This is a genomic window from Staphylococcus sp. AtDRG32, assembly GCF_004365845.1.
GTDB lineage: Bacteria > Bacillota > Bacilli > Staphylococcales > Staphylococcaceae > Staphylococcus > Staphylococcus hominis.
Map to the genome: position 1 here is coordinate 802,262 of NZ_SODE01000001.1, position 26,820 is coordinate 829,081.

Consider the following 26,820-nt stretch of genomic DNA (forward strand, 5'->3'; position numbering starts at 1 on the left):
AACAATGCCAAAAGTTTATGGTTCTCTCGTAGACAATGAAACACGTTGTATTCACTATCATACATTGCTTGACATTATAGCGATTAAATTTAAATGTTGTGAAAAGTATTATCCTTGTTACCAATGCCATAACGAACATGAATCTCATAACATTCAGCGTTGGTCAGCAGAAGAATTTCATAAAAAGGCGATACTTTGTGGAGTTTGTCAAAATGAACTCTCTATTCATGAATACATGATGACTGAAACTTGTCCAAGTTGCCAAGCACATTTTAATTCACGTTGTAAATTTCACTATCATTTATATTTTGAAATTTAATACTTAATTTAAATGATATATAGAATAACATATAAAACAAAGTATTTTGACGAGACTCTTGAAGGAACGGCTACAGACTAAAGTTGTCCCCTAACAAAGCGAGCCAACCATACGAAGTATTGTAAATAAAGAAGCCAGTAAATGAATTTATAATAAACTCATTTACTGGCTATTTTTCTAGGATGTATGTCCCACTCTTTTATTCATTCTAAACTTAGTATCCTAGATTTATTTTTTAGTTTTATCAATTACTTTTTCTAACTCATCAATTTGTTTTACTGTTGTTGTTGTTGAACCTGAAGCAAAGTACCATAGTTTAGGGTCTAATTCATAAACATTGTTATTTTTAACTGCTGTTACATCTTTAATAACATCATTTTTTAACACTTGTTTAGCTGTCGATTTTCCACCCACAACTGATCCACGATCCATTGCTAAAATGATATCTGGATTATGATTACTGATATATTCATTATTAATATTTTGACCATGTGGACTTATTTTAACGTGTTTATCCGCTGGTTTAAAGTCTAGCGTATTAAATACTAAATCACCAAATCTTCCACCTGGACCGAATGTAGAAAGTTCTCCTTCATTAACTAAAAGATACATTACAGATTTATCTAAATCCTTAGTTTGTTTTTTCATATCTGAAATTTTTTGATCTAATTTTTTATTCATATCTTTTGCTTTATCTTCTTTGTTGTAAATTTTACCTAGATTTTCTGTATTCTTTTTCATATCTTTAATATAATGATCTTCACTTGCACCTACATAGACAACTTTAGCTTTAGGCGCTGCCTTTTTAAACTCATCTAGATTTTTCTGAGTAGCTGCTCTACTTGAAATATAAATAACATCCGGTTTAGCTTCAGCTATTTTATTGAAATTTATTTCTTTTAAATTACCAGTATTAATATATTTATCCTTTTTAAATTCACTTAGAAAACTTGGTAAAGATTCATTATTTTCACCTTTTGGTAAGCCTTTCACTTTATCAGCTACACCCATTTCTTTTAAAACATCTAGTGCTCCATAATCTAGAACAACCGCGTTCTTAGGATTTTTAGGCACTTTCACAGTGTTACTAATTTTTTTACCCTCATTACTACTTTCGTCATTTCCACTTGCTGAAAAGCTATTTTTAATTGAAACTGTATCTTTTGAATCATTTTCATTATTTGATTTATTACCAGAATTATTACTACACGCTGATAATACTAAAGCTAAAGTTAAGACTAAAAATAAGACTGTTTTCTTCATATGTATTTCTCCTTTTATAAGTTAACTTTGGCACTCAATTTTTCAAGTATTTACTTTTATATTTTCTAAGCATCACCCCTTTAAATATAAAAATATTTATCTCATTTTAAAAGATAACCTCATCATAGTATAAACAAATACGTTGGCCTCTAATTTCTTCTACATGAACATCCATTTCATATAAATCACTTAACACATTTGTTTCAATCACACTATCTTTTGGGCCAGATTTAATAATTTCACCTTTCTTTAGTGCAACAATGTAATCTGAATAACAAGATGCAAAATTAATATCGTGGAGTACAATAACAATCGTTTTATTTAAATTGCGACACAATGTTCGAAGTGTCTGCATAATTTGAACTGAATGTTTCATATCTAAATTATTTAACGGTTCATCTAACAAAATGTATTCTGTATCTTGAGCAATTGTCATAGCAATATACGCACGTTGTCTTTGTCCTCCAGATAGTGTTTTTATATTTCTATCTTTGATTTCCCTTAGATGTAGTAAATCAATGGCATATGCCACTTTCTCATGATCTTCTTTTTTCATTCGACCTTTTGAATAAGGAAAACGTCCAAAATTTACAAGCTGTTCTACAGTGATATTCATATCAGTATGATTTGTTTGTTTTAAAATACTTAACTTTTTTGCTAATTCATCGCTTTTATAATCATCAATTAATTTATTTTCAATATTAATTGTACCGTTCTCATATTCAAATAACCGACTTACTGCTGATAGAAGTGTACTTTTTCCTGCACCGTTTGGACCTATCAAAGAGGTTAACTTACCCTTTTGTATATCAACATTTATATCTTTCAAAATAGATTTACTCTGAATTTTTTTATCTAAATTTCTAATCTGAATCAATCTTCATTCCTCCTTTTAATAAGTAAGTATATGAAGTAAATACCTCCAACTAAATCTATAATAAGACTAAATTCAGTGGTAGCTTTAAACATATTTTCTATAATCCACTGAGCTATAAATAAACTAATCCAACTTATAAGAATCGTTGCGGGTAAAATATATTTATGTTCATATGTTTTCATGAATTCATGCGCTAAATTGACTGTTAATAATCCTAAAAATGTAACAGGACCTACTAAAGCAGTAGATATTGATACTAATAAAGCCACTAAAATTAATAAAAGTTTTGTCATTTTTTCATATGATACACCTAAGTTAATAGACTGATCTTTCCCTAGTAATAACACATCTAAATAAGGTCTTAATATAAAAGCAATTACAATTAAAATAATTAAAAGTATACTTGAAATAAGAACAAGTTTAGAATTAGAAGCGTCAAAACTTGCAAACATCGCACTTTGAACGGTTAAAAAGTCATCTGGATTCATAATAAGTTGAATAAATCCAGTGATACTACGGAAAAATGTTCCTAATACTACCCCAACAAGTAAAATAAAATAAACCGAAAAATGTCCTAATTTAAACATGCCTTGAAATAATACTAAAGAAAAAAGAACCATCACTACGAGAGTTAGAAGAAAATTCAAATAAGTATTTGTCACTACACTGGCTTGTGTACCTAATAAGAACACAGGCAAGACTTTAATAAATAAATAGACTGAGTCTAATCCCATAATTGAAGGAGTAAGTAATCTATTCGCAGTGATAGATTGGAAAATAACAACTGCCGTACTAATAGATCCACCAACAAGTAAAATTAAAACTAATTTTCTTATTCGACTTTCAAACTGATATTGAAAAATTTCAAAATCCAAACCTACTAGTAAGTAGAAAGCAGCCATGCAAATTGTAAAAAGAAAGAGAATTAATATTTTTTTATTAGCACTAATTTGCATAATTATTTCTACCTTTCATCAATAAAACTAAGAAAATAATCGTTCCAAATACTCCTATTGTTAAACCAATATTTATTTCATAAGGGTAAACAATTAATCTACCAATAATATCGGAAAACAATACAAATATAGAACCTAGCATTAATGTATGAGGTAATGCATTTTTCAAGTGGTCGCCTCTATACATTGAAATAATATTAGGAACAATTAAACCTAAAAATGGTAATGTTCCAACTGTCACGACAACTAATGCTGTCAATGTTGCAGTGATTAAAAGCGCAATATTTATAATTTGTTCATATTTAACACCTAAATTATGACTAAAATCTTTGCCCATTCCAGCAATCGTAAAGTGATTGGCAAATATATAAGCGATAATTAATAAAGGAATAGCTAAATATAAAATTTCATAACGGCCGCTTGTAATAACAGCAAAATTCCCATTCAACCAATTATTAATACTTTGTAGTGCATTCGTTCTTAATGCTATAAAAGTGGTAAAACTTGAAACAATGCCACCAATCATAATACCTAAGAGCGGGACAAAAATAACTTCTTTCACTTTTATAAAATTTATTAGTTTAACGAATAAAAATGTTCCTCCTAGGCTTAATGCAACTGCAAAAGTCAATTTGATCAATATATGACCTTTTGGGAAAAATATGAGTGAAAGTAATATTCCTAATTTTGCCCATTCCATTGTTCCAGCTGTAGTAGGACTTACAAATTTATTTTGCATCATCTGTTGCATAACTAGTCCTGCTAAAGCAAGAGAACTTCCAGATAAAAGAATACTTATAGTTCTAGGAATACGACTAGAAAATAAAATATTTTTCTGATTATCTGACAAATGAAAAAGATCAGTTATTGATAATTGACTTACGCCAATAAATAAAGAAAGTATACTTAATATCACTAAAATGATTAATAATGTATAACCTTTGAATAGAAACTTCATTCGTAATGCTCCTTAGTATATATACCATTTCCATTGAAAATGATTATCATTTAACTATATATTAAATTGTCATAATAAATTTTTCAATAGTAATACTAATATTCTTTTATTTTTTATAGAGAAATTAAAAAAACTAATTGCAGTGATGATTCTACAATTAGTTTTTCTAAAATTAGTTATTATTCTAATCTTCAAAAATAAAATCTTCGTCTTGTAAAGCTTCCACGTTAAGTGCTAATGTATAGCCGTCTCCTTTTACTGAGAAAAAGTCATGATTTTTTGTTGATGTATCTAATGCGTTTTCAATAATAGGATTAAACTCTTTTTCTTCAAAATAAGGTTCAAATCCTAAGTTTGATAAAGCTTTATTCCCATTATATTGTACATAATTTAAAACATCTTCAGTTAAACCGATATCATCATATAACATATGTGTATACGATACCTCATTTTTATATAGTTCTTCTAACAACTTATACATTTCTTTATCAGCTTTTTGTTTTTCATTTTCTGATAGCTCATTACGTAAACTTTGAGCATCTAAACCGGTAAAAACTCCATGAATTGATTCATCAAGTAAAATTTTTCTAATAATTTCACCAGAAGTTGTCATTTTTCCTTGACCCGCAAGATAAAGTGGATAATAGAAACCAGAATAGAACAAGAACGTTTCTAAGAAAACACTTGAAACTCTTGCCATATATTGATCAAAAATAGAGGCTTCTTTTCCCCAAAGTTTATGATAATTAGAGATAATTTTATCAGATTTATATTTTAAATGAGGCTCTTCAATTACCCAAGTATCTAATAGATAATTTGTTTCACTAGATGGAAGTAACGTTGTAAAAATATGTGAATAACTTTTAGCATGAATTTGTTCCATCATTTGCATAAATGAATAAACTGCTTTTTTACGTAAATCCGTTGTATGTAGCATAATTAATGGCATACCATCATCCGCTTGATGTGTATCTAATCCAGTTAAACCTGCTAAAGCACGTTTAAACGTATTTTTTTCATCCTCTGTTAGTGTCTTCCAACTTGCTATATCCTTTGAAACTTTAAATTCTGTTTCTACCCACATTTGTGAAATGTTTTGACGCCAAAACATATTTGTCATATCTTCTTGAGTATTCCAATTGACGGCCTTCATTAATAAAATCCTCCTCTATTTATTAACCATTACATTATTTAAGAGGATAAGATTAAAATGCTTCTCTATGAGAATAATTTAATCTTTCCTCTAAATATTTATTTCACTATTAATTAAATTGCACAACTTGTACATTCTTCAACACTTAATAATTTATTACGTGTATAGTATAAAGATTTCAGTCCTTTGTGATGTGCGTATACGTATAATCGTGACAATTCACGTGTTGAAATTTCAGAATTAACATATAAAATTGTTGAAATCCCTTGGTCTACATGTGTTTGAATTGTTGAAATTAAATCTATAAGTTTCATTTGATCAGTATTAAATGCTGATTTATAGTACCACATTGTTTCAGGTGATAAGAAAGGCATTGGATAAAATGTTTCAGCATTTCCATACGTACGTCGCTCAATTTGATCTACGATTGGCATGACCGAACTAGTTGCATTCTGAACATATGAAATACTTTGAGTTGGTGCAATAGCTAATCGATAAGCATGATATAAACCATATTCTTGTACTTGTTGTTGTAATGATTTCCAGTCTTCTGATGTAGGAATTTGCATATTAGCAAATAATTCTTTTACTTTTTCAAATTGTGGCACGAACTCTTGTGATGTATAAAAATCAAAATATTTGCCACTTGCATAATCTGATTTATCAAAATCTTGATATGCTTCTCCACGTTCTTTAGCAATTTCCATAGAACGTTCAATTGAATAATAGTTCATCATCATAAAGAAAATATTAGCAAAATCTTTGGCTTCTTCAGATTCATAGCCAATTTTATTTTTCGCTAAATAGCCATGTAAGTTCATTACGCCTAAACCTACAGAATGTAACTCATTATTTGCTTTTTTCACACCTGGTGCATTTTGAATATTTGCTTCGTCACTTACTACTGTTAATGCATCCATTCCAGTATGTACTGAATCTCTGAATTTACCCGTTTCCATTACATTCACTATGTTCAATGAACCTAAATTACATGAAATATCACGTTTAATTTCATCTTCAATTCCATAGTCATTAATAATAGACGTTTCCTGTAATTGGAAAATTTCAGTACATAAATTACTCATTTTAATTTGACCAATATTTGAATTCGCATGTACTTTATTCGCATTATCTTTAAACATTAAATATGGATAGCCTGATTGCAGTTGTGTTTGAGCAATCATATTCAACATTTCTCGTGCATCTTTTTTCTTTTTAAGAACATTAGGATTAGCTACAAGTTCATCATAATATTTTTCAATATCAATATCGTCTAATGTCACTCCATATTCTTGTTTTACAGTATGAGGTGCAAACATATAAAAGTCTTTACCTTCTTTAGCTAAATCAAAGAATTTAGATGGAACAATAAGACCAGTGGAAATTGTTGATAGACGTAAGTCTTCATCGGCATTTACTTTTTTAGTATCTAAGAATTCTTCAACATCATAATGGAAAATGTTTAAATATACTGCTCCAGCTCCAGGACGTTGACCTAATTGATCAGCATAACTAAATCCACCCTCTAATGCTTTTGCTACAGGTAATACACCTTTAGCTACGCCTTTAATACCTTTAATTGCTTCACCACGTGCACGTAATTTAGATAAATTGATAGCCACGCCACCACCAATTTTACTTAATTGTTTAGCAGTAGAATCTATGAAATTAATTGAGTTTAGACTATCATCAACTTCTAGTAAAAAACATGAAACAAGCTCTCCACGACGTGCGCGTCCTGCATTTAAAAATGTAGGTGTAGCAGGTTGATAACGTTGTTCAATCATCGCTAAAATAAATTGTTTAGCTTGTTCTTTATTACCATCTGCTAAATATAGAGCAACTATAGCAACATGTTGATTATAGTCTTCTAAGTACTTAGATTTATCATTTGTTTTTAAAGCATAATCTTTATAAAATTTGCTTGCAGACATATAACTAGCAAATTCAAAATTAATAGATTTTGCGAATTCGATAATTTCTATTAAATCTTCTTCGCTATACTTCTTAAATACATTAAAATAAAAATGATTATCTACTAAGTAATGTAAACGTTCAATTTCGCTATCAAAATAAATTGTTTTATCGCTAATTTCTTCTAAGTAAACGTTTAAAGCTTCTTGATCTTTCTCAAGATTAAAAAAGCCATTGTCTTTACGTTTAGTTACTTCATTGTTTAATTCAATATGATTGTACTTTTTCTCGTCCATAATCTTCATTGAAATGCCCCACCTTATCTCTAAATTCGATAACATCTTTATTTGTACCTTGAACCTCAAATTTCATTAATAAAGGCACATGGTATGTTTCAGAAATTGTTCGACCTGCTTTCGCAAAGTTTTGTCCCCAGTTACGATTACCACTAGCAGCAACAGCACGTATATAGGCATGATTAACTTCTAGAAAAGACTGTACTTCCTTAGGAACTTCACCAAAACCAATTGTACCTGTAACTAAAATATAAGGTTCTTCTATACTATCCTTACAATTGTCTTTATTGATTTCTAATACATTTTTAATTTCACTACGTTTTATAAATCTTCGTACATTTCCTGAAAAAGAGAAATAAACTACTTTCATAGGAACGCCCTCTTTCGACAATCTTATTAATTAAAAAGAAGTTCTCTTAGTCTTATAAGAAAACTTACTTTTAGAACGAATATCATTTCGTTAACTTAATCAAGCTAATACTACATATTGTGTTTCTAATTATTAATCTTTAAAAATCATTATTTGTAAATCGTTCATGTAAATAGTGTAGATTCCGAAAAAATCAACCCAAATAAGTGTGAAATTGCTACTAAAATGAATTATTCATACAATCTTTCTATTTTCCTCAAACACAACATATTGTGTCTCAATTCAAAACCCAACACTATATTCTGTGTTTCATTATACATAAATGATATCCTAATTAAAAGTTAATATTTGATGTCAAATGTTCGTGAAATCGGTTAAAGGTGCATCATAGCTATATTAAAAACTAAGAAAATTTTATTTTAGTTTTTTTAAGGTATTTCACTTGATTTTTTGCCTACCATTACTAAACCTTATTTATTCGGGATTTCCAATACATAAGAATGTAAATCGTAATATATTGTTAACCATTTATTAAAAAAATAACTCAATTTTTATATTAAAAGCCGAATAAATTTCTATTTTACGAATTAAAAATTTAGAGTATATCTAACCATATTAAGAACATATGTTCGTTATCATTATAATTTTTCTTTTTTATCTTTGCAAGTACTTATGCATCCACAAATAAATTATGCTAATATATAGACGTTAAATTTTTATAAATGAGGAGATATACTTTGAATCCTAAGGTAAAAGGTATCATTGCTATTTTAATTTCTGCTATTGGTTTTAGTTTTATGTCTGTTTTTTTTAGACTAGCCGGAGACTTACCCGTATTTCAAAAATCTTTAGCAAGAAATTTGGTAGCCATGTTTATTCCATTATTTTTCATAATAAAATATAGGCAACCTATATTGGGTAAAATGAGTAGTCAACCCCTTTTAATGACTAGATCGACGTTAGGTCTTATAGGGGTATTATTAAATATTTACGCTATTGATCACATGGTGTTAAGTGATGCTGATACTTTAATGAAGCTTAACCCTTTTTGGACTATTTTATTAAGTTTAATATTTTTAAAAGAGAATATTAAAAGGTATCAAATTATAGCTATGTTAATTGCTATTTTTGGTATGTTATTCATTGTTAAACCAGAATTTTCTTCAACTATGTTCTCTTCTTTAGCCGGTTTATTCTCAGGTATCTTCGCTGCATCTGCATATACTTGTGTACGAGCATTAAGTAAACGTGAAGCACCTTATACTATTGTATTTTATTTTTCATTATTTTCAGTCATCGTTCTGATTCCATTTTCTATTGCAACATATGAACCGATGACAAAGTTACAAATTATATATTTATTAGGAGCTGGATTATCAGCGGCAGTAGGACAAATTGGTATTACATTAGCATATAGTTTTGCTCCAGCAAAAGACATTTCTATTTTTACGTATGCTTCTATATTATTTACTGCATTATTTGGCTTTATATTATTCGGAGAAACACCAGATTTCTATGCATTTATAGGTTATATCATCATTATTGGCGCTAGTTACTTTATGTTTGAAAAAGCACGTAGACAATCTAATACATCTAACAATTAGGAGGAAAATTATGACACAAGGTCGCAATAAAGAAGAATTACAAGATATTACATTATTAGGCAATCAAAATAATAAATATGAATTTGACTATACACCCCAAGTACTCGAAACTTTTGATAATAAACATCAAGGAAGAGATTATTTTGTAAAGTTTAATTGTCCAGAATTCACTTCTCTTTGCCCTATCACTGGACAACCCGATTTTGCTACAATTTATATTTCATATATACCAAATATAAAAATGGTAGAATCAAAATCACTAAAATTATATTTATTTAGTTTTAGAAATCATGGTGATTTTCACGAAGATTGTATGAATATTATCATGAATGACTTAATTGACTTAATGGATCCTCATTATATAGAAGTATGGGGTAAGTTCACGCCACGTGGAGGCATTTCAATAGATCCATATACAAATTATGGTCGTCCAAACTCTAAATATGAAAAGATGGCCGAACAACGTTTAATGAATCACGATATGTATCCTGAAAAAATAGACAATCGATAAAATGTTTTTAACTCCTTTTATTTTTACTAATGTAATATAAAAGGAGTCATTTTTATTCTAGATTTTTTTAATAAACTATTGCGATTTATTAAATTAAAGCGTATTTTAATATTATCGTTGAAATTTATAAAGATATAGGTCTTTTATTTTTATAAGTTATTATATTTTATTTGACTGAAAATTCTAAAAATTTATATTTTTAAGAAATTCTTGTAAAACTTAATTGTACAATCTTATTTACATAGTAATCAGTCATATTAGGAAAGAAAGGAGTGGGATGTTAATGGCAACAAATAACTCCCATGAACAAACAATTCAATCAATACCACAGAAAGGATTTTTCGGTCATCCTAGGGGATTAGGTGTGCTCTTTTTCGTAGAGTTTTGGGAAAGATTCAGTTACTACGGTATGCGTGCGATGCTCATATTTTATATGTATTTCGCAATACACCAGAATGGATTAGGTATTGATAAAACTACAGCAATGTCAATTATGTCAGTATATGGAGCACTGATTTACATGTCTTCTATTCCTGGCGCATGGATTGCTGATAGAATTACAGGCACACGTGGTGCTACTTTATTAGGTGCTGTACTTATTATTATTGGACATATCTGTTTAAGTTTACCATTCGCCTTATTTGGTTTATTCTCATCAATGTTCTTTATTATTATCGGATCAGGTTTAATGAAACCTAATATTTCAAATATTGTAGGTCGTTTATATCCTGAAAATGATACACGTATTGATGCAGGTTTCGTTATTTTCTATATGTCTGTTAACTTAGGTGCATTAATTTCACCTATCATACTGCAACATTTTGTAGATATACGTAATTTCCATGGTGGCTTCCTTCTTGCAGCTATTGGTATGGCATTAGGTCTTGTTTGGTATTTATTATTTAATAGAAAAAATTTAGGTAGTGTTGGAATGAAACCTACGAATCCACTATCTAAAGAAGAAAAGCGTAAATATGGAATGATTATCGGTATCATAGTAGCAATTGTGATTGTCGTATTATTAGTTACATATTATACCCATACACTTTCCTTCGATTTAATTAGTAATACTGTATTAGTTCTAGGAGTAGCTTTACCAATCATTTACTTTACAACTATGCTTCGTAGTAAAGACGTTACCGATGGAGAACGTTCTCGAGTAAAAGCATTTATACCTTTATTTATTTTAGGTATGTTATTCTGGTCAATTCAAGAACAAGGTTCTAACGTTTTAAATATTTATGGTTTGGAACGTTCTGACATGCAACTCAACTTATTTGGTTGGACAACTCGATTTGGAGAAGCTTTGTTCCAATCTATCAATCCATTATTTATTTTATTATTTGCACCAGTTATTTCTATGATTTGGTTAAAAATGGGTAAAAAGCAACCTTCTTTAGCTATTAAATTTAGTATTGGTACATTACTAGCAGGTTTATCATACATTCTAATTGGATTAGTTGGTTTAGGTTATGGACATACACAATTCTCAGTTAACTGGGTTATTTTATCATATGTAATCTGTGTTATTGGGGAACTTTGTTTATCACCTACAGGTAATAGTGCTGCTGTTAAACTTGCACCTAAAGCATTTAATGCTCAAATGATGAGTGTATGGCTATTAACAAATGCTTCAGCACAAGCAATTAACGGTACATTAGTAAAATTAATTAAACCACTTGGTCAAACTAATTATTTTATTTTCTTAGGCACAGTTGCTATTGTTATTACTCTTATCATTTTAGTTTTCTCACCTAAGATTACGAAAGCTATGAAAGGTATTCACTAATTAAATACAAAATAGTAAAAAATACTTCTAGTTATAACATATAGAAGTATTTTTTACTTATATATTTAAAATTATAAAATTCAGGGTAATTATTTATAATATAATTTTAAATGAAAGTAGGTTGAACTATGGAGCAACAGTATAATCATGGGGTGTTATTTTACCATGAACATAGCGGACTTAAAGATATATATGATGGATTGGGAGAAGTCGCTAAATCACTAACTCAGTTATGTAAGCATCTTTCAATACAATTAAGTGAAAATGAAGGTAACATTGAAAGATATTGTAAAGAAATAAAAGACCATACTTATAGTAATGATATCGATATCGTTTTTATATTGGGAGGAGACGGTACAGTTAACGAATTGATTAATGGTGTAATGAAATATGATCTAAACCTTCCTATAGGTATCATTCCAGGTGGAACATTTAACGATTTTACTAAAACATTAAACTTAAATCCTGACTTCAAAAAAGCTAGTGAACAATTGTTGTCTTCACATGTTGAGTCATATGATGTTATGAAAGTAAATGATAATTATGTACTTAACTTTGTCGGGCTAGGACTTATGGTGCAAAATGCTGAAAATGTTCAAGAAGGACGCAAAGATATCTTTGGAAAATTAAGCTATGTTGGTTCCACTGTAAAAACACTCATGAATCCCGACCATTTTGACTATACAATGACAGTAGACGACAAAGAATATAAAGGAAATACGTCTATGCTAGTTATAGCAAATGGACCTAATATTGGTGGCAGTCGCATTCCACTTACAGATCTTTCTCCACAAGATGGAAAATTAAATAGTTTTATATTTGAACAACAAAGTTTTAGTATTTTAAACGATATTTTCAAAAAAAGAGATAGCATGAATTGGAATGAAATTACCGAAGGAATTAACCATATTCCAGGTTCTCACATAACATTAAGCACTGAACCAACTATGAAAGTAGATATTGATGGAGAAATTAATTTAGAAACACCTATCACTATTGATGTGTTACCTAAAGCAATCAATATCCTTACTTTTTCGAATGATGAGAAATAACAACTATATCATAATCAAAAGGTATGTATGATTGCTTCAAGCTTCATACATACCTTTTTACTTTAATTGTTATTTAAAAACATTGCTTCTACATCTTTCCAGCCATTCACTCGTTTAAAACGTGTTTCATTTATATTATGTGCAGCCGTAAAGATAATAGGTTCTCCTTCGAAAATTTGAAGCTGACGAGGATTATCATCTATTAAATAATCTGTTTTAACAATATTTTTTCTTCCACAAAAAATAAAATGCTGTGGATCTAAAAATGGAAAATATTCTAATAACCATTCATATTTATCATGAAATGAAGTGGGTACGTCCATTGCCGCTGTAGCGATATATACATCATAATGCTCATTAAGTTTTTCTACTACCTCTTGAGCATGTGGTATCACTTTAAGATGTCTAAAAAACTCTGGCGCTCTTAAAATATCTCTTACTAACCCATCATGTTCAGGAATCACATGGTTTAATTTGTGACCATTTAATGATTCCATTGTAATTCCTAATTTAGTTTCAATATTAACTGCTTCAATAATTGCACCTAAAGTATCTGCTAATACTTCATCCATATCTATTGCTATAGATTTACGTGCCATGCTATCACTTCCTTAGTTATCTTTTGCACATTTTCAAAGTATAGCAAAAAACCTTTAATTCGTCATGAATCGTAATTAAAGGTTTTTCATTAGTTTAATAATTAAATTGTTTTAATACTTCAATCATTTTATTATTTTGTTCTTCAAATCCAATTGTAATACGTACTCCATTAGGAAATGGTCTAGTGATACAGCCAACGTTTAGTAATTCATTATACAATGCTTGTGGCTTATCTGTTACTACAAATACAAAGTTCGTTTGACTAGGTAAAAAGTGTTTACTTTGTTCAATGCCATAAAACTTTTCACGTTCTTTTGCATTTTTTTTTGTAATCTCTTTTAAATAATCTTGATCCTCTAATGCTGCAATCGCTGCATATTCTGAAATTCGTGTCACATTAAATGGTGGACGAATGATATTCCATTTTTCAATAGCTTCATTTGTTGCCACAACATATCCTACACGTAAACCTGCTAATCCATATGCTTTAGAAAATGTTCTTAATAAAAATGCATTATCAAAGCGTTCTTGTAGTTTTAATGTATCAGGATAATCTTCAGCAGTGACGAATTCGAAATACGCTTCATCAATTAAGACTGGCACATGACTTGGAACACGTTCCAAAAATGACTCTAATTCATCATGACTAAAATATGTACCTGTAGGATTATTAGGATTACATAACCATACTAATGAGGTATCAGAATTAACCTCTTTTAAAATGCCTTCCAAATCAAATCCGCCATTTTTTAACGGTACTTTTACAACTTCAGCTGATTCAACAATCGCATTATGATAATATTGTCCAAAAGTAGCTTCACTTGTCACAATTTTATCTCCTGGTGTTAAAACTGCTCTAGAAATCATAAGTATTACTTCATCTAAACCTGCGCCAAATAAAATTCGAGATTCATCAACATTTAAATGCTTACTAATTGCTTTTCGTAATGATGGAGAGCCTGTTTCCGGATAGTAGAATAACTCATCTAAGTGCGCTTCAATTGCTTCTTTTACACGAGGTGATGGTCCATATAAATTTTCATTCGATGCTAGTTTATATAACTCACCTTCTATACCAAATTTTTCTTTAAGTGCTTGCGGTGATAACCCAGGTTGATATGCCGATAATTGTTGTAGTTGTTTTTTCATTTATGATCACTCCTATATAAATTAAGTTACTTTCCTTTTTCACTTATTAATTAAAATAGTACCATAAATTATCGATTTATACTTTATGTGTTAAAAAGCTCATAGATAAAATGTATCTATGAGCTTTTTACAAATTTAATGTGCCAATCCTTCTTTTTCTAAATATTGTTTAGCAACTTTATATGGATCTTCATTTTTCACTGTCACTTTATAATTCATTTCTTGCATTTGTTCATCCGTAATTTTATTTGATAATTGATTTAAAGCTTTTTTAATTTCCGGATGTTCTTTTAGAAACTTTTCTTTAAACATTGGAGCACCTTGATAAGGTGGGAAAACATGTTTATCATCTTTAAGTACTACCATATCATATTGTTTTAATTCAGCATCTGTAGAATACGCATCAATAAGATTAATGTCGCCTTTCTCTACTGCCGTATAACGTAGTTTAGGTTCCATTTGTTTAATATTAGAAAGATTCAAGTTATATTTTTTAGCTACTGCTTTATAACCATCATCTCTATCTTTAAATTCCATAGTAAATCCTGGTTTAAGTTGACCTTGTACTTTACGTAAATCACCAATTGATTGTAAATTATATTGTTTAGCAAAATCTCTTTTAACAGCTAAAGCATAGGTATTATTATATTTCATTGGTTTAAGCATCGTCATATCATATTTTTTCTCTAAACTTGCTTTAGCTTGGTGATATACATCAGCTTCTTTTTTAGATTTTAGATCCTCTTTAGTAAGTTCTCCTAGTACTGTACCTGTAAATTCTAAGTACCCATCTATATCGTCTGATTTTAACGCATTAAATAAGAATGAGGTTTTACCCATACCACTTTTAACGTTAACTGTATCATGTGTTTCCTCTTCAATTAATATTTTATACATATTCGTAATAATTGAAGGTTCAGAACCTAATTTTCCTGCCATAGTAATCGTTGCACTTTTTTTACCAAAGAGTGGAACAACAATAACAAGTAAGATAATTAATAGAATAATACCTAGTGTAATAAGAAGTTTTTTATAAGATAATTTCGCCATATAACGCAATATAAAATCAAATAAAATAGCTAATAATGCAGCTGGAATAGCGCCAATCAATATAAGTGCTGTATTGTTACGATCAATGCCTAATAAGATCAAATCCCCTAATCCACCTGCTCCAATTAATGCAGCTAATGTAGCAGTACCAATAATAAGCACCATAGCTGTACGTATACCTGCCATAATGACTGGCATTGCAATAGGTAACTCGACTTTAGTTAAACGTCGCATTGGTTTCATACCGATACCTTTGGCTGCTTCTGTTAGAGAAGGCTCTACTTCTTTAATACCTGTATATGTATTTCTTAAAATAGGTAATAGCGCATATACTACTAATGCAATAATTGCTGGAACTTTTCCTATACCAAAAATTGGAATCATTAATCCAAGTAAAGCAAGGGATGGAATAGTTTGTAATACTGCTGCGATATTCATTACAACTTCAGATAAACGCTTTGTTTTAGTTAAAGCAATACCAAGTGGTACTGCAATTAAAATTGCGATAAATAAAGAAATAAAAGAAATTTGTATGTGCTCAAAAATTGTTCTTAGTAATTCTCCTCTACGATCATTGAGCGTTGTTAAAAATTCGTTCATGCTTTAACCCTCCTTATTATTTTTAGATAGATAGTCAAAAACATCTTCTCTTCTTAATAATGACTGTGTTAAAGCATGATTATTTTCTACAATGACTGCTTCATGTTTAGCAAGTATCTTGTAAATATCTTGAAGTTTCATACTATCTTTTATAATTGGGTATCCTTGTTTTTCGTCATATTCAGTAAGTGTTCTTGTAAGATTTAGATCGGAGATTTTTGAATTATTAATATCTTTATGCAAGTGATCGCCCATAAACTCTCGAACAAATTGATTTCTAGGATGCTCTTGGAATCCTTCAGGTGTGTCAATTTGTTCAACACGACCATCATTTAATAAACAAATACGATCTCCTAATTTCATTGCTTCTTGTATATCGTGTGTTACAAAAATAATTGTCTTTTTAATTTTCGTTTGTAATTCTAATAAATCATCTTGTAATTTTTCTCTACTAATGGGGTCTAACGCACTAAAAGGTTCGTCCATTAATATTACTGGAGGATCAGCTGCTAATGCTCTTACCACGCCTACACGTTGACGTTGTCCTCCCGATAATTCATCTGGTTTACGATCTCGGTATGTATTTGGATCTAATCTAACCATATCTAATAATTCATCTACACGTCGATGAATATCTTTGTCTTTCCACTTTTTCATTTGAGGAACTTGTGCGATATTTTCTTTAATCGTCATATGTGGAAATAATGCGATTTGTTGTAGTACATATCCAATATCCCAACGCATCTCATAAACTGGATAATCACTCACTGGCTTATCTTTAAAATAAATGTATCCTTCACTTAACGGTATTAATCGATTAATCATTTTTAAAGTAGTTGTTTTTCCACAACCTGAAGGTCCGATTAAAATAAAAAATTCTCCTTCATTAATCTTAAAACTCACATCATCAACTGCAACATTCGTTCCATAACGTTTTGTTACATTTTTAAACTCTATCATCTTGTCACCTTCATTTCCTTCACATCACTATAAAATTTATATTGCTTATTTTCTATTAAATCATGTTTATTGATAAATTCATACTTAATAGATTTAAATACTAATTATTTTTTAACAATAAAAAATAAAACAACTTAAAACATTTTTCTAGCTTCTAAGTTGTTTTATTAAGTCATATTTAATTTTTTGTTAGATATTCGTTTTATATGACTGGATTGTTTCAAGAAATTTAGGACAATAATGTTTTAACTTATAGCTTCCTACACCATCTATCGCAATCATTTCTTGTTTAGATTCTGGTTTACGTTTAGCAAACTCTTCCAATGTATAGTCAGAAAAAATACTCACAGGCGCAATATTCAACTTTTCACTTAATTGACGGCGAACTTCTACTAATTCACTATATAAAGCACGATCAACGCCTTCTATTGTATTAATGAAAACTTTTTCCTTACTTTTATGTTTAAATGGCGTCGTATACACTGTGACATCATTATTCAATAATTCTTTCACACTTTCATCACACGTTAGAATTTCATTATATTCATTTAAATAGCCTTTAAACCGTAACTCATCAATTAAATGACTTAACTCTGAAGTAGTATAGTCTTTCATCAATCCATGTGTTGTAAGTTGATGATAATGATTGTATTTAATATAATCACTCAATTCTCCACGTAACACTTGAATAATAACATGATAGTTTTCTTGTTGACGCATGCGTGCGATACAACTAATAATCATTTTTGCTTCATTGGTCATGTCATAAGTTTTATTTTGTTGAATACAATTACTACATTGACCGCATTCCTCTAGACGCGCATTTGGTTCAAAATAATGTACAATTGTCGCTTCTAAGCACTTTTTCGTTTTAGTATACTGAATCATTTTAGTTAGTTTCTCGCCCATTTTATCTTTATAATCATCATCTGCTTGCGAAACAGTAATAAAATATTCATGTAATCCTTTATCTCTTTCACTAAATAATAAAATACATTCACTTTTTAAGCCATCTCGTCCTGCACGACCCGCTTCTTGATAGTATGATTCAAGATCTCCAGGCATGTTGTAATGAATAACATAACGAACATTAGATTTATCAATACCCATTCCAAATGCATTTGTTGCGATAACAACTTTAATACGATCGTATACAAAGTCATTTTGAGCTTCTTCTCTTTCTTTATTTGTTAAACCTGCATGATAAATAACAGAAGCAATATTTATAGATTCTAGAGATTCTTGTAATTCTTCTACTTGTTTACGCGTAGAACAATAAATAATACCTGCTTGATCTTTATGAGCTTTAGCATATTCAATAACAAATTTTTGTCTTTGATATGTCGGATTTACTTTAAAAATGAGATTACGTCTTTTGGTACTTGTTTTAATTTCATCTTCTTTTCGGATATTTAATTTTTCCATAATATCCTGTTGAACTTCGGCCGTAGCTGTAGCTGTAAGAGCTACAATCGTAAAATCTTGAGGTAGTGTAAACACTTTGTTTATGACGCTTTGATAACTAGGTCTAAAATCATGTCCCCATTTTGAAATACAGTGAGCCTCATCAAATGCAATTAAGTTAATATCAATTTGACTAAGCAACTTTAAAAAATAGTTACTTTCAAAACGTTCAGGTGCCACATATAAAAATTGAATGCCTTCAGTGATTAACTTATTTTCAATCTCAGATTGTTGTTTTTTATTTAAACTACTATTTAGATAGGCTGCTTCGATACCCATTGCTTTTAACTGATCCACTTGGTCTTTCATTAAAGAAATCAATGGACTTATTACTATCGTTGTACCACCTAACATTAAACCAGGCACTTGATAACATATTGATTTACCACCACCTGTAGGCAAGACACCTAATACATTATGATGATTTAATATTTTAGAAATTATCTCTTTTTGACCTGGTCTAAACGTATCATAACCAAAATAATGTGACAAAGTTGCTTCCATACTTACATTCCCCTTATTGCTCTTTTATTTCTTCTAATTCACTCCATCTCGTGATGTCTACATCATATGATTGCTCTAGATGTTCTTTTTCTTCATTTAATTCTTTTATTTTAGCGTAGTCAGCGCTCGCTTCTACCATTTCAGTATCAATCTGCTCTAGTCTATGTTCTGTCGTTTCAATACGTTCCATTAGGGCTTCATATTCACGTTTTTCTTTATAAGACAGTCCCGTCTTTTTACGAACGTTTGATTTAGTTTTAGGTTGTTGAGCTTGTTTTTCAAGTATATCCTGTCGATCTTTTTCTTTTTTATAGGCCTCATAATCTTCGAATGTTCCAATAATACGTTCTAATTGGCCATCGTGAATATACCAATATTCTTGTGCTACTTTATTTAAAAAATAACGATCATGACTTACTGTAACTACTGCCCCTCCGAATGTACTAATGTAGTCTTCTAAAATTGTTAATGTTTCAGTATCAAGATCATTGGTTGGCTCATCAAGTAACAGAACATTAGGTTGATGAACAAGCAATCTTAACAAATATAATCGTTTTTGCTCTCCACCTGATAATTTATAAATCTTTTTACCATGAGTAGCACTCGGAAATAGAAATCGCTCTAACAATTGAGTAACTGAAACTGAAGTACCATCTTTTTCTTTTGCCACTTCACTTTCTTCTCTCAAATAGTCAATCATACGTATGTCTCTATCCAAAGTTTCTTCTGTTTGTTTAAAATAAGCTATTTTTACAGTTTGGCCAACTTTTAATTCTCCAGAATAATCAGTATCATCTTGATTTAAAATATTTAACATTGTCGTTTTCCCTGCACCATTTGGGCCAACAATACCAATTCTTTGACCACTTTGAATAATTTCAGTTACATCTTTGAATAATATTTTATTTTGAATCTTTTTCGTTAAATGATCTAACTCAAATACTTGTTTGCCTAATCTAGAATAAGCAAGATTGAGTTGACCTTTATCTTTTTGATGATGAGATTGAACTTCTGTCTCTAAATCATTAAATCGATTAATTCGAGCTTGTTGTTTTGTCGTTCTTGCTTTTGCGCCTGTACGCATCCACGCAAGTTCTTGTTTATAAAGTGCTTTTTGCTTTTCTTGTTGTTTTTGTTCAATCACTTCATTTTCAGCTCTCATTGCAATGTAATCTTCATAGTTTCCTGGATAAGATTTAAGTTTTCCTCTATCTAATTCCACAATACGTGTAGCAATCTCATTTAAAAAATAGCGATCATGTGTCACAAATAAAACTGTATGTGGATATTGCTTAACATAGTTAATTAACCAATTAATTGATTCAAAGTCTAAATGGTTTGTAGGCTCATCTAACAATAACAAATCAGGTTGTTCAATAAGCGTCTTAGCTAAGACAACACGTTTTTGTTGTCCCCCTGATAATTCTTTAACTTTTTTAGTCGTATTATTAATACCTAATTTTGATAAAATAGTTTTAATTTCAGCATTGTAATCCCATGCATGGTGTTGATCCATAAGTTCTTGAGCTTCCATCATTTTTTTAAAATTCGCATCGTTTTGATGTTCTGTATATATAGTCACAGCTTCTTCATATGTTTTAATAATACGTAAAGTATCTGTATCGGAACTTAGAACAGCTTGAAATACTGTCATATCACCATTTAAATGTTGCTTCTGTGAAGAATAACGAATGCGATACTGATTAGGATGAGTTATATCGGCTGAAAAATCTTCATCTAAACCACCAATGACTTTTAATAAAGTACTTTTACCAGTACCATTTATACCTACAAGTCCAATTTTTTCATGTTCAGAAATAGAGAGATTTAAGTCATCAAAAATAACTTTATCAGCATATGATTTATTTAGTTGTTCTATTTTATACGCTTCCATATTTTTACTTCCTTTTTAATATCGAAATTTCAATATATTTCTGATAAGCTTAATTCAGTTCTATATATTATACACCTTTTTAATGCTAAATGATATAAGGAGAAAATAGATATGATAGACTTTTTCGAAAATTTACCACCTTATCTTCAAGCACTTATTGCCGGTATTATTACTTGGTTATTAACCGCTTTAGGTGCTGCATCAGTCTTTATTTTTAAGACTGTAAACAAAAAAATTCTAACTTCTATGCAAGGTTTTGCCGCTGGAATTATGATTGCTGCAAGTTTTTGGTCTTTATTACAACCTTCCATTGATTATGGTACAAATGGTCATTTACCTGCTTGGTTACCTGCTGCGATTGGTTTTATTCTAGGTGGTGTGTTTATTAGAGGACTTGATGCAGTCATTCCACATATACACCAAAAAATCGGTGATAAAAGTCAATATCGAGAAGGCGTTAAAACTTCTTTAAGTAAAAATGCTTTACTAGTATTAGCTATCACTTTACACAATATTCCTGAAGGTTTATCAATTGGTGTAGCATTTGGTGGAATTGCAACTGGAAATGGACAAGCTACCTTTTTTGGAGCCCTTGGTTTAGCAATTGGTATTGGTATTCAGAATATTCCAGAAGGAGCTGCTTTGTCCATGCCGATTAGAGCCGCTGGTGCAACACGTTTTAAAGCATTTAATTATGGTCAAGCATCAGCAATAGTAGAACCTATTTTTGCAACTATAGGTGCCATTGCAATTATTTTTATCACTCCAGTACTACCTTATGCATTAGCTTTTGCAGCAGGAGCAATGATTTTTGTAGTTGTAGAAGAGCTTATTCCTGATTCTCAATCGGGTAATAATACAGATTTAGCTACATTAAGCTTAATGCTTGGTTTTGTAATAATGATGATATTAGACGTATCATTAGGATAATTAAATTAAAGAATAAGCCTGAGACATAATAAATTGTTTTAGGCGTTTTTTATATATTGGCAGTCAATTCTAGTCTCGGAACTCCAACATAAAAATTTTCAATAAGAAAGTCTACGTCTAACGCAAGTTAAGAATACGTTGCCACAATAAAACGACGAATTCAAAATGAATTCTGTCACACTCCCTTTCTTTTTTGTTTATTTTTAATGCAACTATAAAAAACCCGTAGATAAAACTTATCTACGGGCATTTAATATAGAATGTTTATTTTACACACTCTCTAATATTGAATTATTTTTGATTTCCATAAGGACCTATTTTGTAGTCATATTTTGACGGATTAATTTTTTTGAAATCTGGATTATTGTAGAATCTGAATAGGTCACCATTTAATACGTCGTCACTCATTTCTAAATCTTTTTCCACCTGTTTCTTATTTTTTTCTAAATCTTTAGGTGGCGTTGTTATTAATTCATTATTTTTATTTGAATATACTTTACCATTCACAAATTTATAATCTTTTGTGATGAAATCACCATTACGGAATGGAATCACATCATTATGATCTTTAGATAACATATCTGTACCCAACATTAAATAATTCTTCGAGTCAATACCAACTAAATGTAAAATAGTAGGCATAACATCCACTTGTCCAGCATATGTTTCATCTACAGTCCCATTTTTACCAGGAATTTTTAACCAGAAGCCAGTACGATTTAAATCTGTGAATTTAGCTGGTGTAATTTGCTCACCCAGTAATTTTTCCATTGCATTGTTATGGTTTTCAGAAATACCATAATGGTCACCGTAAATCATAATAACTGAATCATCATATAATCCTTTAGTTTTCAAATCATTAATATACTGTTCTAAAGCTTGATCTAAGTAATGCGCCGTTTGAATATATCCATCTACAGTAGAATCGCCTGTATTCGGCTTATCAATACTTGCATCTTCTGAATTTAAAGTAAATGGATAATGGTTAGTTAATGTAATTAAATGGGAATAAAAAGGTTGTTTCATTTTAGATTGATATTCTGCTGATGCTTTAAAGAAAGGTTTATCTTTTAATCCTAAGTTCACGACATTTTCATCCGACATATCGTAATATGTTGCATCGTAAAATTTATCTATACCAAAATGTTTATAAATTTGATCACGGTTCCAAAATGTTTTGTAATCCCCGTGCATAACATCAGAAGTGTAACCTTCTTTTTGATCTAAAATTGCTGGTAAAGATTGATATGTGTTATCTCCTTTTAATGAATACGCAGATCCTTGAGGTAAACCATATAAACTATTATCCATTGTAAATTCTGAATCAGAAGTTTTACCTTGTCCTGTTTGATGGAAGAAGTTTGGATAATATCTAAAGTCATCGTTACCAGTCGATAATTTATTTAAGAAAGGTGTAACTTCCTTACCATTTACTTTTTTATTAATTAAAAATGTTTGAAAACTTTCCAAATGTATTTTTATGATATTTTTCTTCTTAGCAATACCATAATATTCAGGGTTTGGTTCCGTATTTTTTTGTTTCGTATAATTTAAAACACGAGTTAAATCATCTTCAGAAGCCAATGCTTTTTGTTGATTGTTTTGAATCGTTTTAACACCATCATATACAGTAAAATTATATGGTCCTAAATATTTAACTAAATATTTGTGATCAAATGTACGAGTTAATAATTCAGGTCGATCAGTTTCAGCAAAAGCTAAGTTTAAAAAGAACAATGCAATTGATGCTGCCATCACTACTGGTACAAACTTTTTACTAAATACACGTTTGTCTAACCAACTTCGTTTAAAAATTAAAATAAACAGATATACAATCGTATCTAAGAAATACACAAAGTCATACCATTTAAAAGAGGCACTTACTGCGCCCCCCATCGATTCAACGTTACTCGCTTGATTTAATGTACTAAACGTTAAAAAGTCTGAGAAGAACCTAAAATAAACAACATTAGCATAGAGTAAAAATGTTAATAAGAATCCTCCAATAAAAATAAACCAATATGCTTTCTTACCTTTAAAGAACAAAAAGATACTTAAAATAAGCGCGATTAAACTATATGGATTCATCAATAGTATTAAATTTTGAACTAATCCTTTAACACCTAAAGAAAAATCTACATAGTATGAGAAATACGTTTTCAAGGTTACTGTAAATACAGTCATTAAGAAAAACGCAAAAAGACTTATTTTTCTTTTGTGTAAACTCATGAATGTTTCCTCCGTTTATAGTTATTCAAATACGGCCATTTACAAATGCTATTTTTAAAATTTAATATATTTTAAAAACAATAAAATTTTTAATTATCATTTAATAAAAGAACATTTTTTATCACTACATTTAATTGTTAACTATTTATTAAAAAAATACGAATTTTGTAATATTTTTGTAATAATACTTCATAGTTCAATATATAAATATAAAGTATTTTTACTTATTTATCAAGAAAAAGCTCAAGTTCAGCCTTCCCATTTATATACCTAATCATTTCTAAACTGTTAAACTGATTGATATATTATAACGCCTAATCTATTCAATTTAATCAGACTATAGTCCTATACCTTTACATTAAAAAATATCATTAAAATATTAATGTTCAATATTTTGATGATATTTTTATTTTAACATTTCTAATTGCATTCGAAATTCGATACCATGAAATAATTGATTCGTCCAATTACTAAACTTCACAGTATTTTTTTCAGCCGTTTCAATATCTATAAATTGAAATTTCAAACGAGATCCTTGTGGTTTTTGAGCTAGTTTAGTCAAATGATAGCTTGCTATAGTACCTATTTGTGGATAACTTCCAATAGTATAATGATCATTTAATAAAATAATAGGTGTACCATCACGTTTTACTTGAATAGTGCCCTTTTTTACTGGTTGATACTCAGGCATATCTTCATAATAGGCTTTGATACTAGGACCCTCTAGTAACATCCCTACACGATTAGACTTATTCGTTACTTTGTACTCTCCATGTACAAATGTTTGTTGTGTATCAGTATCAAAATCATTTGTTCCTTTATTAGCAATGACATGAAATACATCAGAAACGTAATTAAACGATAAAGCATAACCATCAATTCCCCAACTTGTTGTTCGCTGATGTGCTAAATTTTCAAAAAGTTTACGATGTCGTGATGTATAATCACGTTTCATTTCAATTTCATCGCCTTCTTGAATTGTTCTCCCCTGAAATCCTCCAACACCAATATTTAAATCTGTTGAAGTTGAATTTAACCAAGAATCTAATTTAAATCCTCCTCCAATAGCTAAATAAACACGGGATGTTGTACTCGTTTCTTTGAAAGACAATACTTCTCCTTTTTCTACTAAATACAATTTATAAGGTTTAATTTTCATATTTTCTGTACACGCTTCAAAGTGATGACCTGTTAAGGCAATTAAAGTAGGCTCTGTGAATCTAATTTTCGCCATAATATGTGTCATTTCTAAAGTTGCTTCGTTTTTATCATTTGCTACAAGACGATTCGCAATTTCATGTCCTAATGTATCTAATGCACCGCCAGGGATGACTCCCTCATATTCATACCCTTGACGTCCAAAGTCTTGGAACGTGCTAAAAAGTCCAGGTTTTTCTATTATGATTGACATTATTTAAAATCTCCTAATTCAGTATCATTTGGGTTTTTAGGATGAAATAAGACATTATCTCCTAATTTTAATAAATTAAAGTGATCGCGCTCTGGTGAAAATAATTTAATTGGGGTATAGCCAATGACTAACCAATCGTTATAAGTATCTGTCGTTACAATGCCACATTTTTTCCCTTCAATAATGACAGAACCTGCAGGCACTCTTTTTTTCTTCTGACTTGTATGATTAACATATAATTTTTCATTCATTCCTGTTAAATAAGGAAAGCCTGGGGAGTATCCCATCATAGAGACAAAGTAATGTGATTTTGAATGAAGTTGAATAAATTCCTCTTTAGATAGACGATAGTATTTTAATAGAGCCTCTAAATCAGGTCCAAATTGATCACCATAAACCACAGGAATATTATGAAAATGACACGCTGTTTGTTTATTTTCGATATGTTCTAATTCAATTTGAATTGAATTTACAAGTGCCTTCATATATTGAAATGGCGATGAAATATTATAATGCTTAATCATATCTCGAGCATCATAACAAATCATCATACTAGACTCTGTAGGTACAATATCAGTGATGAAAGGTAAGTCTTTATTTAATAAATGTGTACGTACAGCAATTAAATTTTTAGTTACATCTTCAGCGACTTCTTGTTCAATATCTATAATAATCGCTTGGTCTCCTTGACTATAAATTTTCATTATTGCACCTCTTATTACATTCTAAATTATTTGAATCTATCTTATTGATGATAAAATAAATTTAATAAATGCGTAGCATATGGCATGATGGATTGAATTAAAAGATATACTAGTACAAATTGAAACAACACAGTCATTGTTCCTACAATACGCGGTAGCATAATTAGATTATGCTTCAAATATCGATTGATTATATATTTACTTAAACTATTGAGTAATACGATAAGTATTAACCATAATAATGTCATAACCTTCTCCATTAT

The 26,820-nt window shown here is 29.8% G+C and carries 23 protein-coding genes; 6 read left to right on the top strand and 17 right to left on the bottom strand.

The genetic code is table 11. The features are described from left to right. Nucleotides 1–4 precede the first annotated feature (4 nt). On the top strand, nt 5–319 hold the full coding sequence (locus tag BDW25_RS03885; RefSeq protein ID WP_002455624.1) for a CHY zinc finger protein: 315 nt from the start codon (nt 5–7) through the stop codon (nt 317–319). A 228-nt stretch (nt 320–547) separates the two neighbouring features. Here BDW25_RS03885 and BDW25_RS03890 read toward each other — a convergent pair whose 3' ends face one another. The 7 genes from BDW25_RS03890 to nrdI all read right to left on the bottom strand — a co-directional run bounded on the left by BDW25_RS03890 (nt 548) and on the right by nrdI (nt 8,106). Further along, on the bottom strand, nt 548–1,582 hold the full coding sequence (locus BDW25_RS03890) for a ferrated catecholamine ABC transporter substrate-binding lipoprotein SstD (protein WP_133944845.1): 1,035 nt from the start codon (nt 1,580–1,582) through the stop codon (nt 548–550). Nucleotides 1,583–1,688: 106 nt separating this feature from the next. After that, nucleotides 1,689–2,459 (bottom strand): iron ABC transporter ATP-binding protein, encoded by a 771-nt coding sequence (locus tag BDW25_RS03895; protein WP_002455626.1) that lies wholly within the window; start codon nt 2,457–2,459, stop codon nt 1,689–1,691. Further along, nucleotides 2,456–3,415, bottom strand: a complete 960-nt coding sequence (locus BDW25_RS03900) for an iron chelate uptake ABC transporter family permease subunit (RefSeq protein WP_002449066.1) — start codon at nt 3,413–3,415, stop codon at nt 2,456–2,458. The genes BDW25_RS03895 and BDW25_RS03900 overlap by 4 nt, the downstream gene beginning before the upstream one ends. Further along, nucleotides 3,405–4,373, bottom strand: a complete 969-nt coding sequence (locus BDW25_RS03905; RefSeq protein WP_002449086.1) for an ABC transporter permease — start codon at nt 4,371–4,373, stop codon at nt 3,405–3,407. Before BDW25_RS03905 ends, BDW25_RS03900 begins: the two co-directional genes overlap by 11 nt. 184 nt (nt 4,374–4,557) lie before the next feature. Further along, nucleotides 4,558–5,526, bottom strand: a complete 969-nt coding sequence (gene nrdF, locus BDW25_RS03910; protein WP_002455627.1) for a class 1b ribonucleoside-diphosphate reductase subunit beta — start codon at nt 5,524–5,526, stop codon at nt 4,558–4,560. A 113-nt stretch (nt 5,527–5,639) separates the two neighbouring features. After that, on the bottom strand, nt 5,640–7,745 hold the full coding sequence (nrdE, locus tag BDW25_RS03915; RefSeq protein ID WP_002488027.1) for a class 1b ribonucleoside-diphosphate reductase subunit alpha: 2,106 nt from the start codon (nt 7,743–7,745) through the stop codon (nt 5,640–5,642). Continuing rightward, nucleotides 7,708–8,106 carry a class Ib ribonucleoside-diphosphate reductase assembly flavoprotein NrdI gene (nrdI, locus tag BDW25_RS03920; RefSeq protein ID WP_002449085.1) on the bottom strand — a complete coding sequence of 133 codons (399 nt, stop codon included), beginning with the start codon at nt 8,104–8,106 and terminating at the stop codon, nt 7,708–7,710. Before nrdI ends, nrdE begins: the two co-directional genes overlap by 38 nt. 737 nt (nt 8,107–8,843) lie before the next feature. Between nrdI and BDW25_RS03925 the strand changes: the two genes are divergently transcribed. The 4 genes from BDW25_RS03925 (at nt 8,844) to BDW25_RS03940 (ending at nt 13,062) form a co-directional block, all read left to right on the top strand. Further along, nucleotides 8,844–9,710 carry a DMT family transporter gene (locus BDW25_RS03925; RefSeq protein WP_002449096.1) on the top strand — a complete coding sequence of 289 codons (867 nt, stop codon included), beginning with the start codon at nt 8,844–8,846 and terminating at the stop codon, nt 9,708–9,710. Between the two features lie 10 nt (nt 9,711–9,720). Next, complete coding sequence (gene queF, locus BDW25_RS03930) at nt 9,721–10,221, top strand: preQ(1) synthase (RefSeq protein WP_049431228.1); 501 nt, start codon at nt 9,721–9,723, stop codon at nt 10,219–10,221. 283 nt (nt 10,222–10,504) lie between these two features. Continuing rightward, complete coding sequence (locus BDW25_RS03935; RefSeq protein ID WP_002449073.1) at nt 10,505–12,010, top strand: S-Cys-Gly-3M3SH uptake peptide MFS transporter; 1,506 nt, start codon at nt 10,505–10,507, stop codon at nt 12,008–12,010. A gap of 128 nt (nt 12,011–12,138) precedes the next feature. Further along, complete coding sequence (locus BDW25_RS03940) at nt 12,139–13,062, top strand: diacylglycerol/lipid kinase family protein (RefSeq protein WP_049431234.1); 924 nt, start codon at nt 12,139–12,141, stop codon at nt 13,060–13,062. A 62-nt stretch (nt 13,063–13,124) separates the two neighbouring features. Here the strand turns inward: BDW25_RS03940 and BDW25_RS03945 are convergent, their stop codons facing one another. The 6 genes from BDW25_RS03945 to BDW25_RS03970 form a co-directional block, all read right to left on the bottom strand. Further along, nucleotides 13,125–13,661, bottom strand: a complete 537-nt coding sequence (locus BDW25_RS03945; RefSeq protein WP_002449087.1) for a 5' nucleotidase, NT5C type — start codon at nt 13,659–13,661, stop codon at nt 13,125–13,127. A 94-nt stretch (nt 13,662–13,755) separates the two neighbouring features. Beyond that, nucleotides 13,756–14,811, bottom strand: a complete 1,056-nt coding sequence (gene hisC / locus BDW25_RS03950; protein WP_133944847.1) for a histidinol-phosphate transaminase — start codon at nt 14,809–14,811, stop codon at nt 13,756–13,758. Between the two features lie 135 nt (nt 14,812–14,946). After that, nucleotides 14,947–16,461, bottom strand: coding sequence for an ABC transporter permease/substrate-binding protein (locus BDW25_RS03955; protein ID WP_133944849.1), 1,515 nt, complete (start codon nt 16,459–16,461; stop codon nt 14,947–14,949). A 3-nt stretch (nt 16,462–16,464) separates the two neighbouring features. Continuing rightward, nucleotides 16,465–17,421 carry an ABC transporter ATP-binding protein gene (locus BDW25_RS03960; RefSeq protein WP_133944851.1) on the bottom strand — a complete coding sequence of 319 codons (957 nt, stop codon included), beginning with the start codon at nt 17,419–17,421 and terminating at the stop codon, nt 16,465–16,467. Between the two features lie 189 nt (nt 17,422–17,610). Beyond that, nucleotides 17,611–19,389, bottom strand: coding sequence for a DNA helicase RecQ (recQ, locus tag BDW25_RS03965; protein ID WP_133944853.1), 1,779 nt, complete (start codon nt 19,387–19,389; stop codon nt 17,611–17,613). Between the two features lie 13 nt (nt 19,390–19,402). Continuing rightward, on the bottom strand, nt 19,403–21,283 hold the full coding sequence (locus BDW25_RS03970) for an ABC-F family ATP-binding cassette domain-containing protein (protein ID WP_002455633.1): 1,881 nt from the start codon (nt 21,281–21,283) through the stop codon (nt 19,403–19,405). A gap of 111 nt (nt 21,284–21,394) precedes the next feature. On the opposite strand from BDW25_RS03970, the gene BDW25_RS03975 reads away from it, so the two are divergent. Next, complete coding sequence (locus BDW25_RS03975) at nt 21,395–22,213, top strand: ZIP family metal transporter (RefSeq protein ID WP_002455634.1); 819 nt, start codon at nt 21,395–21,397, stop codon at nt 22,211–22,213. Between the two features lie 291 nt (nt 22,214–22,504). Here the strand turns inward: BDW25_RS03975 and ltaS are convergent, their stop codons facing one another. From ltaS to BDW25_RS03995, 4 genes are all read right to left on the bottom strand, one after another. Then, nucleotides 22,505–24,442, bottom strand: a complete 1,938-nt coding sequence (ltaS, locus tag BDW25_RS03980) for a polyglycerol-phosphate lipoteichoic acid synthase LtaS (RefSeq protein WP_002449089.1) — start codon at nt 24,440–24,442, stop codon at nt 22,505–22,507. 406 nt (nt 24,443–24,848) lie between these two features. Continuing rightward, nucleotides 24,849–25,853 (bottom strand): 5-oxoprolinase subunit C family protein, encoded by a 1,005-nt coding sequence (locus BDW25_RS03985; RefSeq protein ID WP_002449095.1) that lies wholly within the window; start codon nt 25,851–25,853, stop codon nt 24,849–24,851. Next, on the bottom strand, nt 25,853–26,557 hold the full coding sequence (locus tag BDW25_RS03990; RefSeq protein ID WP_002449065.1) for a 5-oxoprolinase subunit B family protein: 705 nt from the start codon (nt 26,555–26,557) through the stop codon (nt 25,853–25,855). Before BDW25_RS03990 ends, BDW25_RS03985 begins: the two co-directional genes overlap by 1 nt. A gap of 41 nt (nt 26,558–26,598) precedes the next feature. After that, entirely contained in the window at nt 26,599–26,805 is a 207-nt protein-coding gene (locus BDW25_RS03995; protein ID WP_002449078.1) for a hypothetical protein, read from the bottom strand. Between the last annotated feature and the right edge of the window lie 15 nt (nt 26,806–26,820).

Coding starts and splice junctions, on each gene's coding strand:
- BDW25_RS03885 (WP_002455624.1), top strand. CDS start 5: ATGCCAAAAGTTTATGGTTCTCTCGTAGACAATGAAACACGTTGTATT.
- BDW25_RS03890 (WP_133944845.1), bottom strand. CDS start 1,582: ATGAAGAAAACAGTCTTATTTTTAGTCTTAACTTTAGCTTTAGTATTA.
- BDW25_RS03900 (WP_002449066.1), bottom strand. CDS start 3,415: ATGCAAATTAGTGCTAATAAAAAAATATTAATTCTCTTTCTTTTTACA.
- BDW25_RS03905 (WP_002449086.1), bottom strand. CDS start 4,373: ATGAAGTTTCTATTCAAAGGTTATACATTATTAATCATTTTAGTGATA.
- nrdF (WP_002455627.1), bottom strand. CDS start 5,526: ATGAAGGCCGTCAATTGGAATACTCAAGAAGATATGACAAATATGTTT.
- nrdE (WP_002488027.1), bottom strand. CDS start 7,745: ATGAAGATTATGGACGAGAAAAAGTACAATCATATTGAATTAAACAAT.
- nrdI (WP_002449085.1), bottom strand. CDS start 8,106: ATGAAAGTAGTTTATTTCTCTTTTTCAGGAAATGTACGAAGATTTATA.
- queF (WP_049431228.1), top strand. CDS start 9,721: ATGACACAAGGTCGCAATAAAGAAGAATTACAAGATATTACATTATTA.
- BDW25_RS03935 (WP_002449073.1), top strand. CDS start 10,505: ATGGCAACAAATAACTCCCATGAACAAACAATTCAATCAATACCACAG.
- BDW25_RS03940 (WP_049431234.1), top strand. CDS start 12,139: ATGGAGCAACAGTATAATCATGGGGTGTTATTTTACCATGAACATAGC.
- BDW25_RS03945 (WP_002449087.1), bottom strand. CDS start 13,661: ATGGCACGTAAATCTATAGCAATAGATATGGATGAAGTATTAGCAGAT.
- hisC (WP_133944847.1), bottom strand. CDS start 14,811: ATGAAAAAACAACTACAACAATTATCGGCATATCAACCTGGGTTATCA.
- BDW25_RS03955 (WP_133944849.1), bottom strand. CDS start 16,461: ATGAACGAATTTTTAACAACGCTCAATGATCGTAGAGGAGAATTACTA.
- BDW25_RS03960 (WP_133944851.1), bottom strand. CDS start 17,421: ATGATAGAGTTTAAAAATGTAACAAAACGTTATGGAACGAATGTTGCA.
- recQ (WP_133944853.1), bottom strand. CDS start 19,389: ATGGAAGCAACTTTGTCACATTATTTTGGTTATGATACGTTTAGACCA.
- BDW25_RS03970 (WP_002455633.1), bottom strand. CDS start 21,283: ATGGAAGCGTATAAAATAGAACAACTAAATAAATCATATGCTGATAAA.
- BDW25_RS03975 (WP_002455634.1), top strand. CDS start 21,395: ATGATAGACTTTTTCGAAAATTTACCACCTTATCTTCAAGCACTTATT.
- ltaS (WP_002449089.1), bottom strand. CDS start 24,442: ATGAGTTTACACAAAAGAAAAATAAGTCTTTTTGCGTTTTTCTTAATG.
- BDW25_RS03985 (WP_002449095.1), bottom strand. CDS start 25,853: ATGTCAATCATAATAGAAAAACCTGGACTTTTTAGCACGTTCCAAGAC.
- BDW25_RS03990 (WP_002449065.1), bottom strand. CDS start 26,557: ATGAAAATTTATAGTCAAGGAGACCAAGCGATTATTATAGATATTGAA.
- BDW25_RS03995 (WP_002449078.1), bottom strand. CDS start 26,805: ATGACATTATTATGGTTAATACTTATCGTATTACTCAATAGTTTAAGT.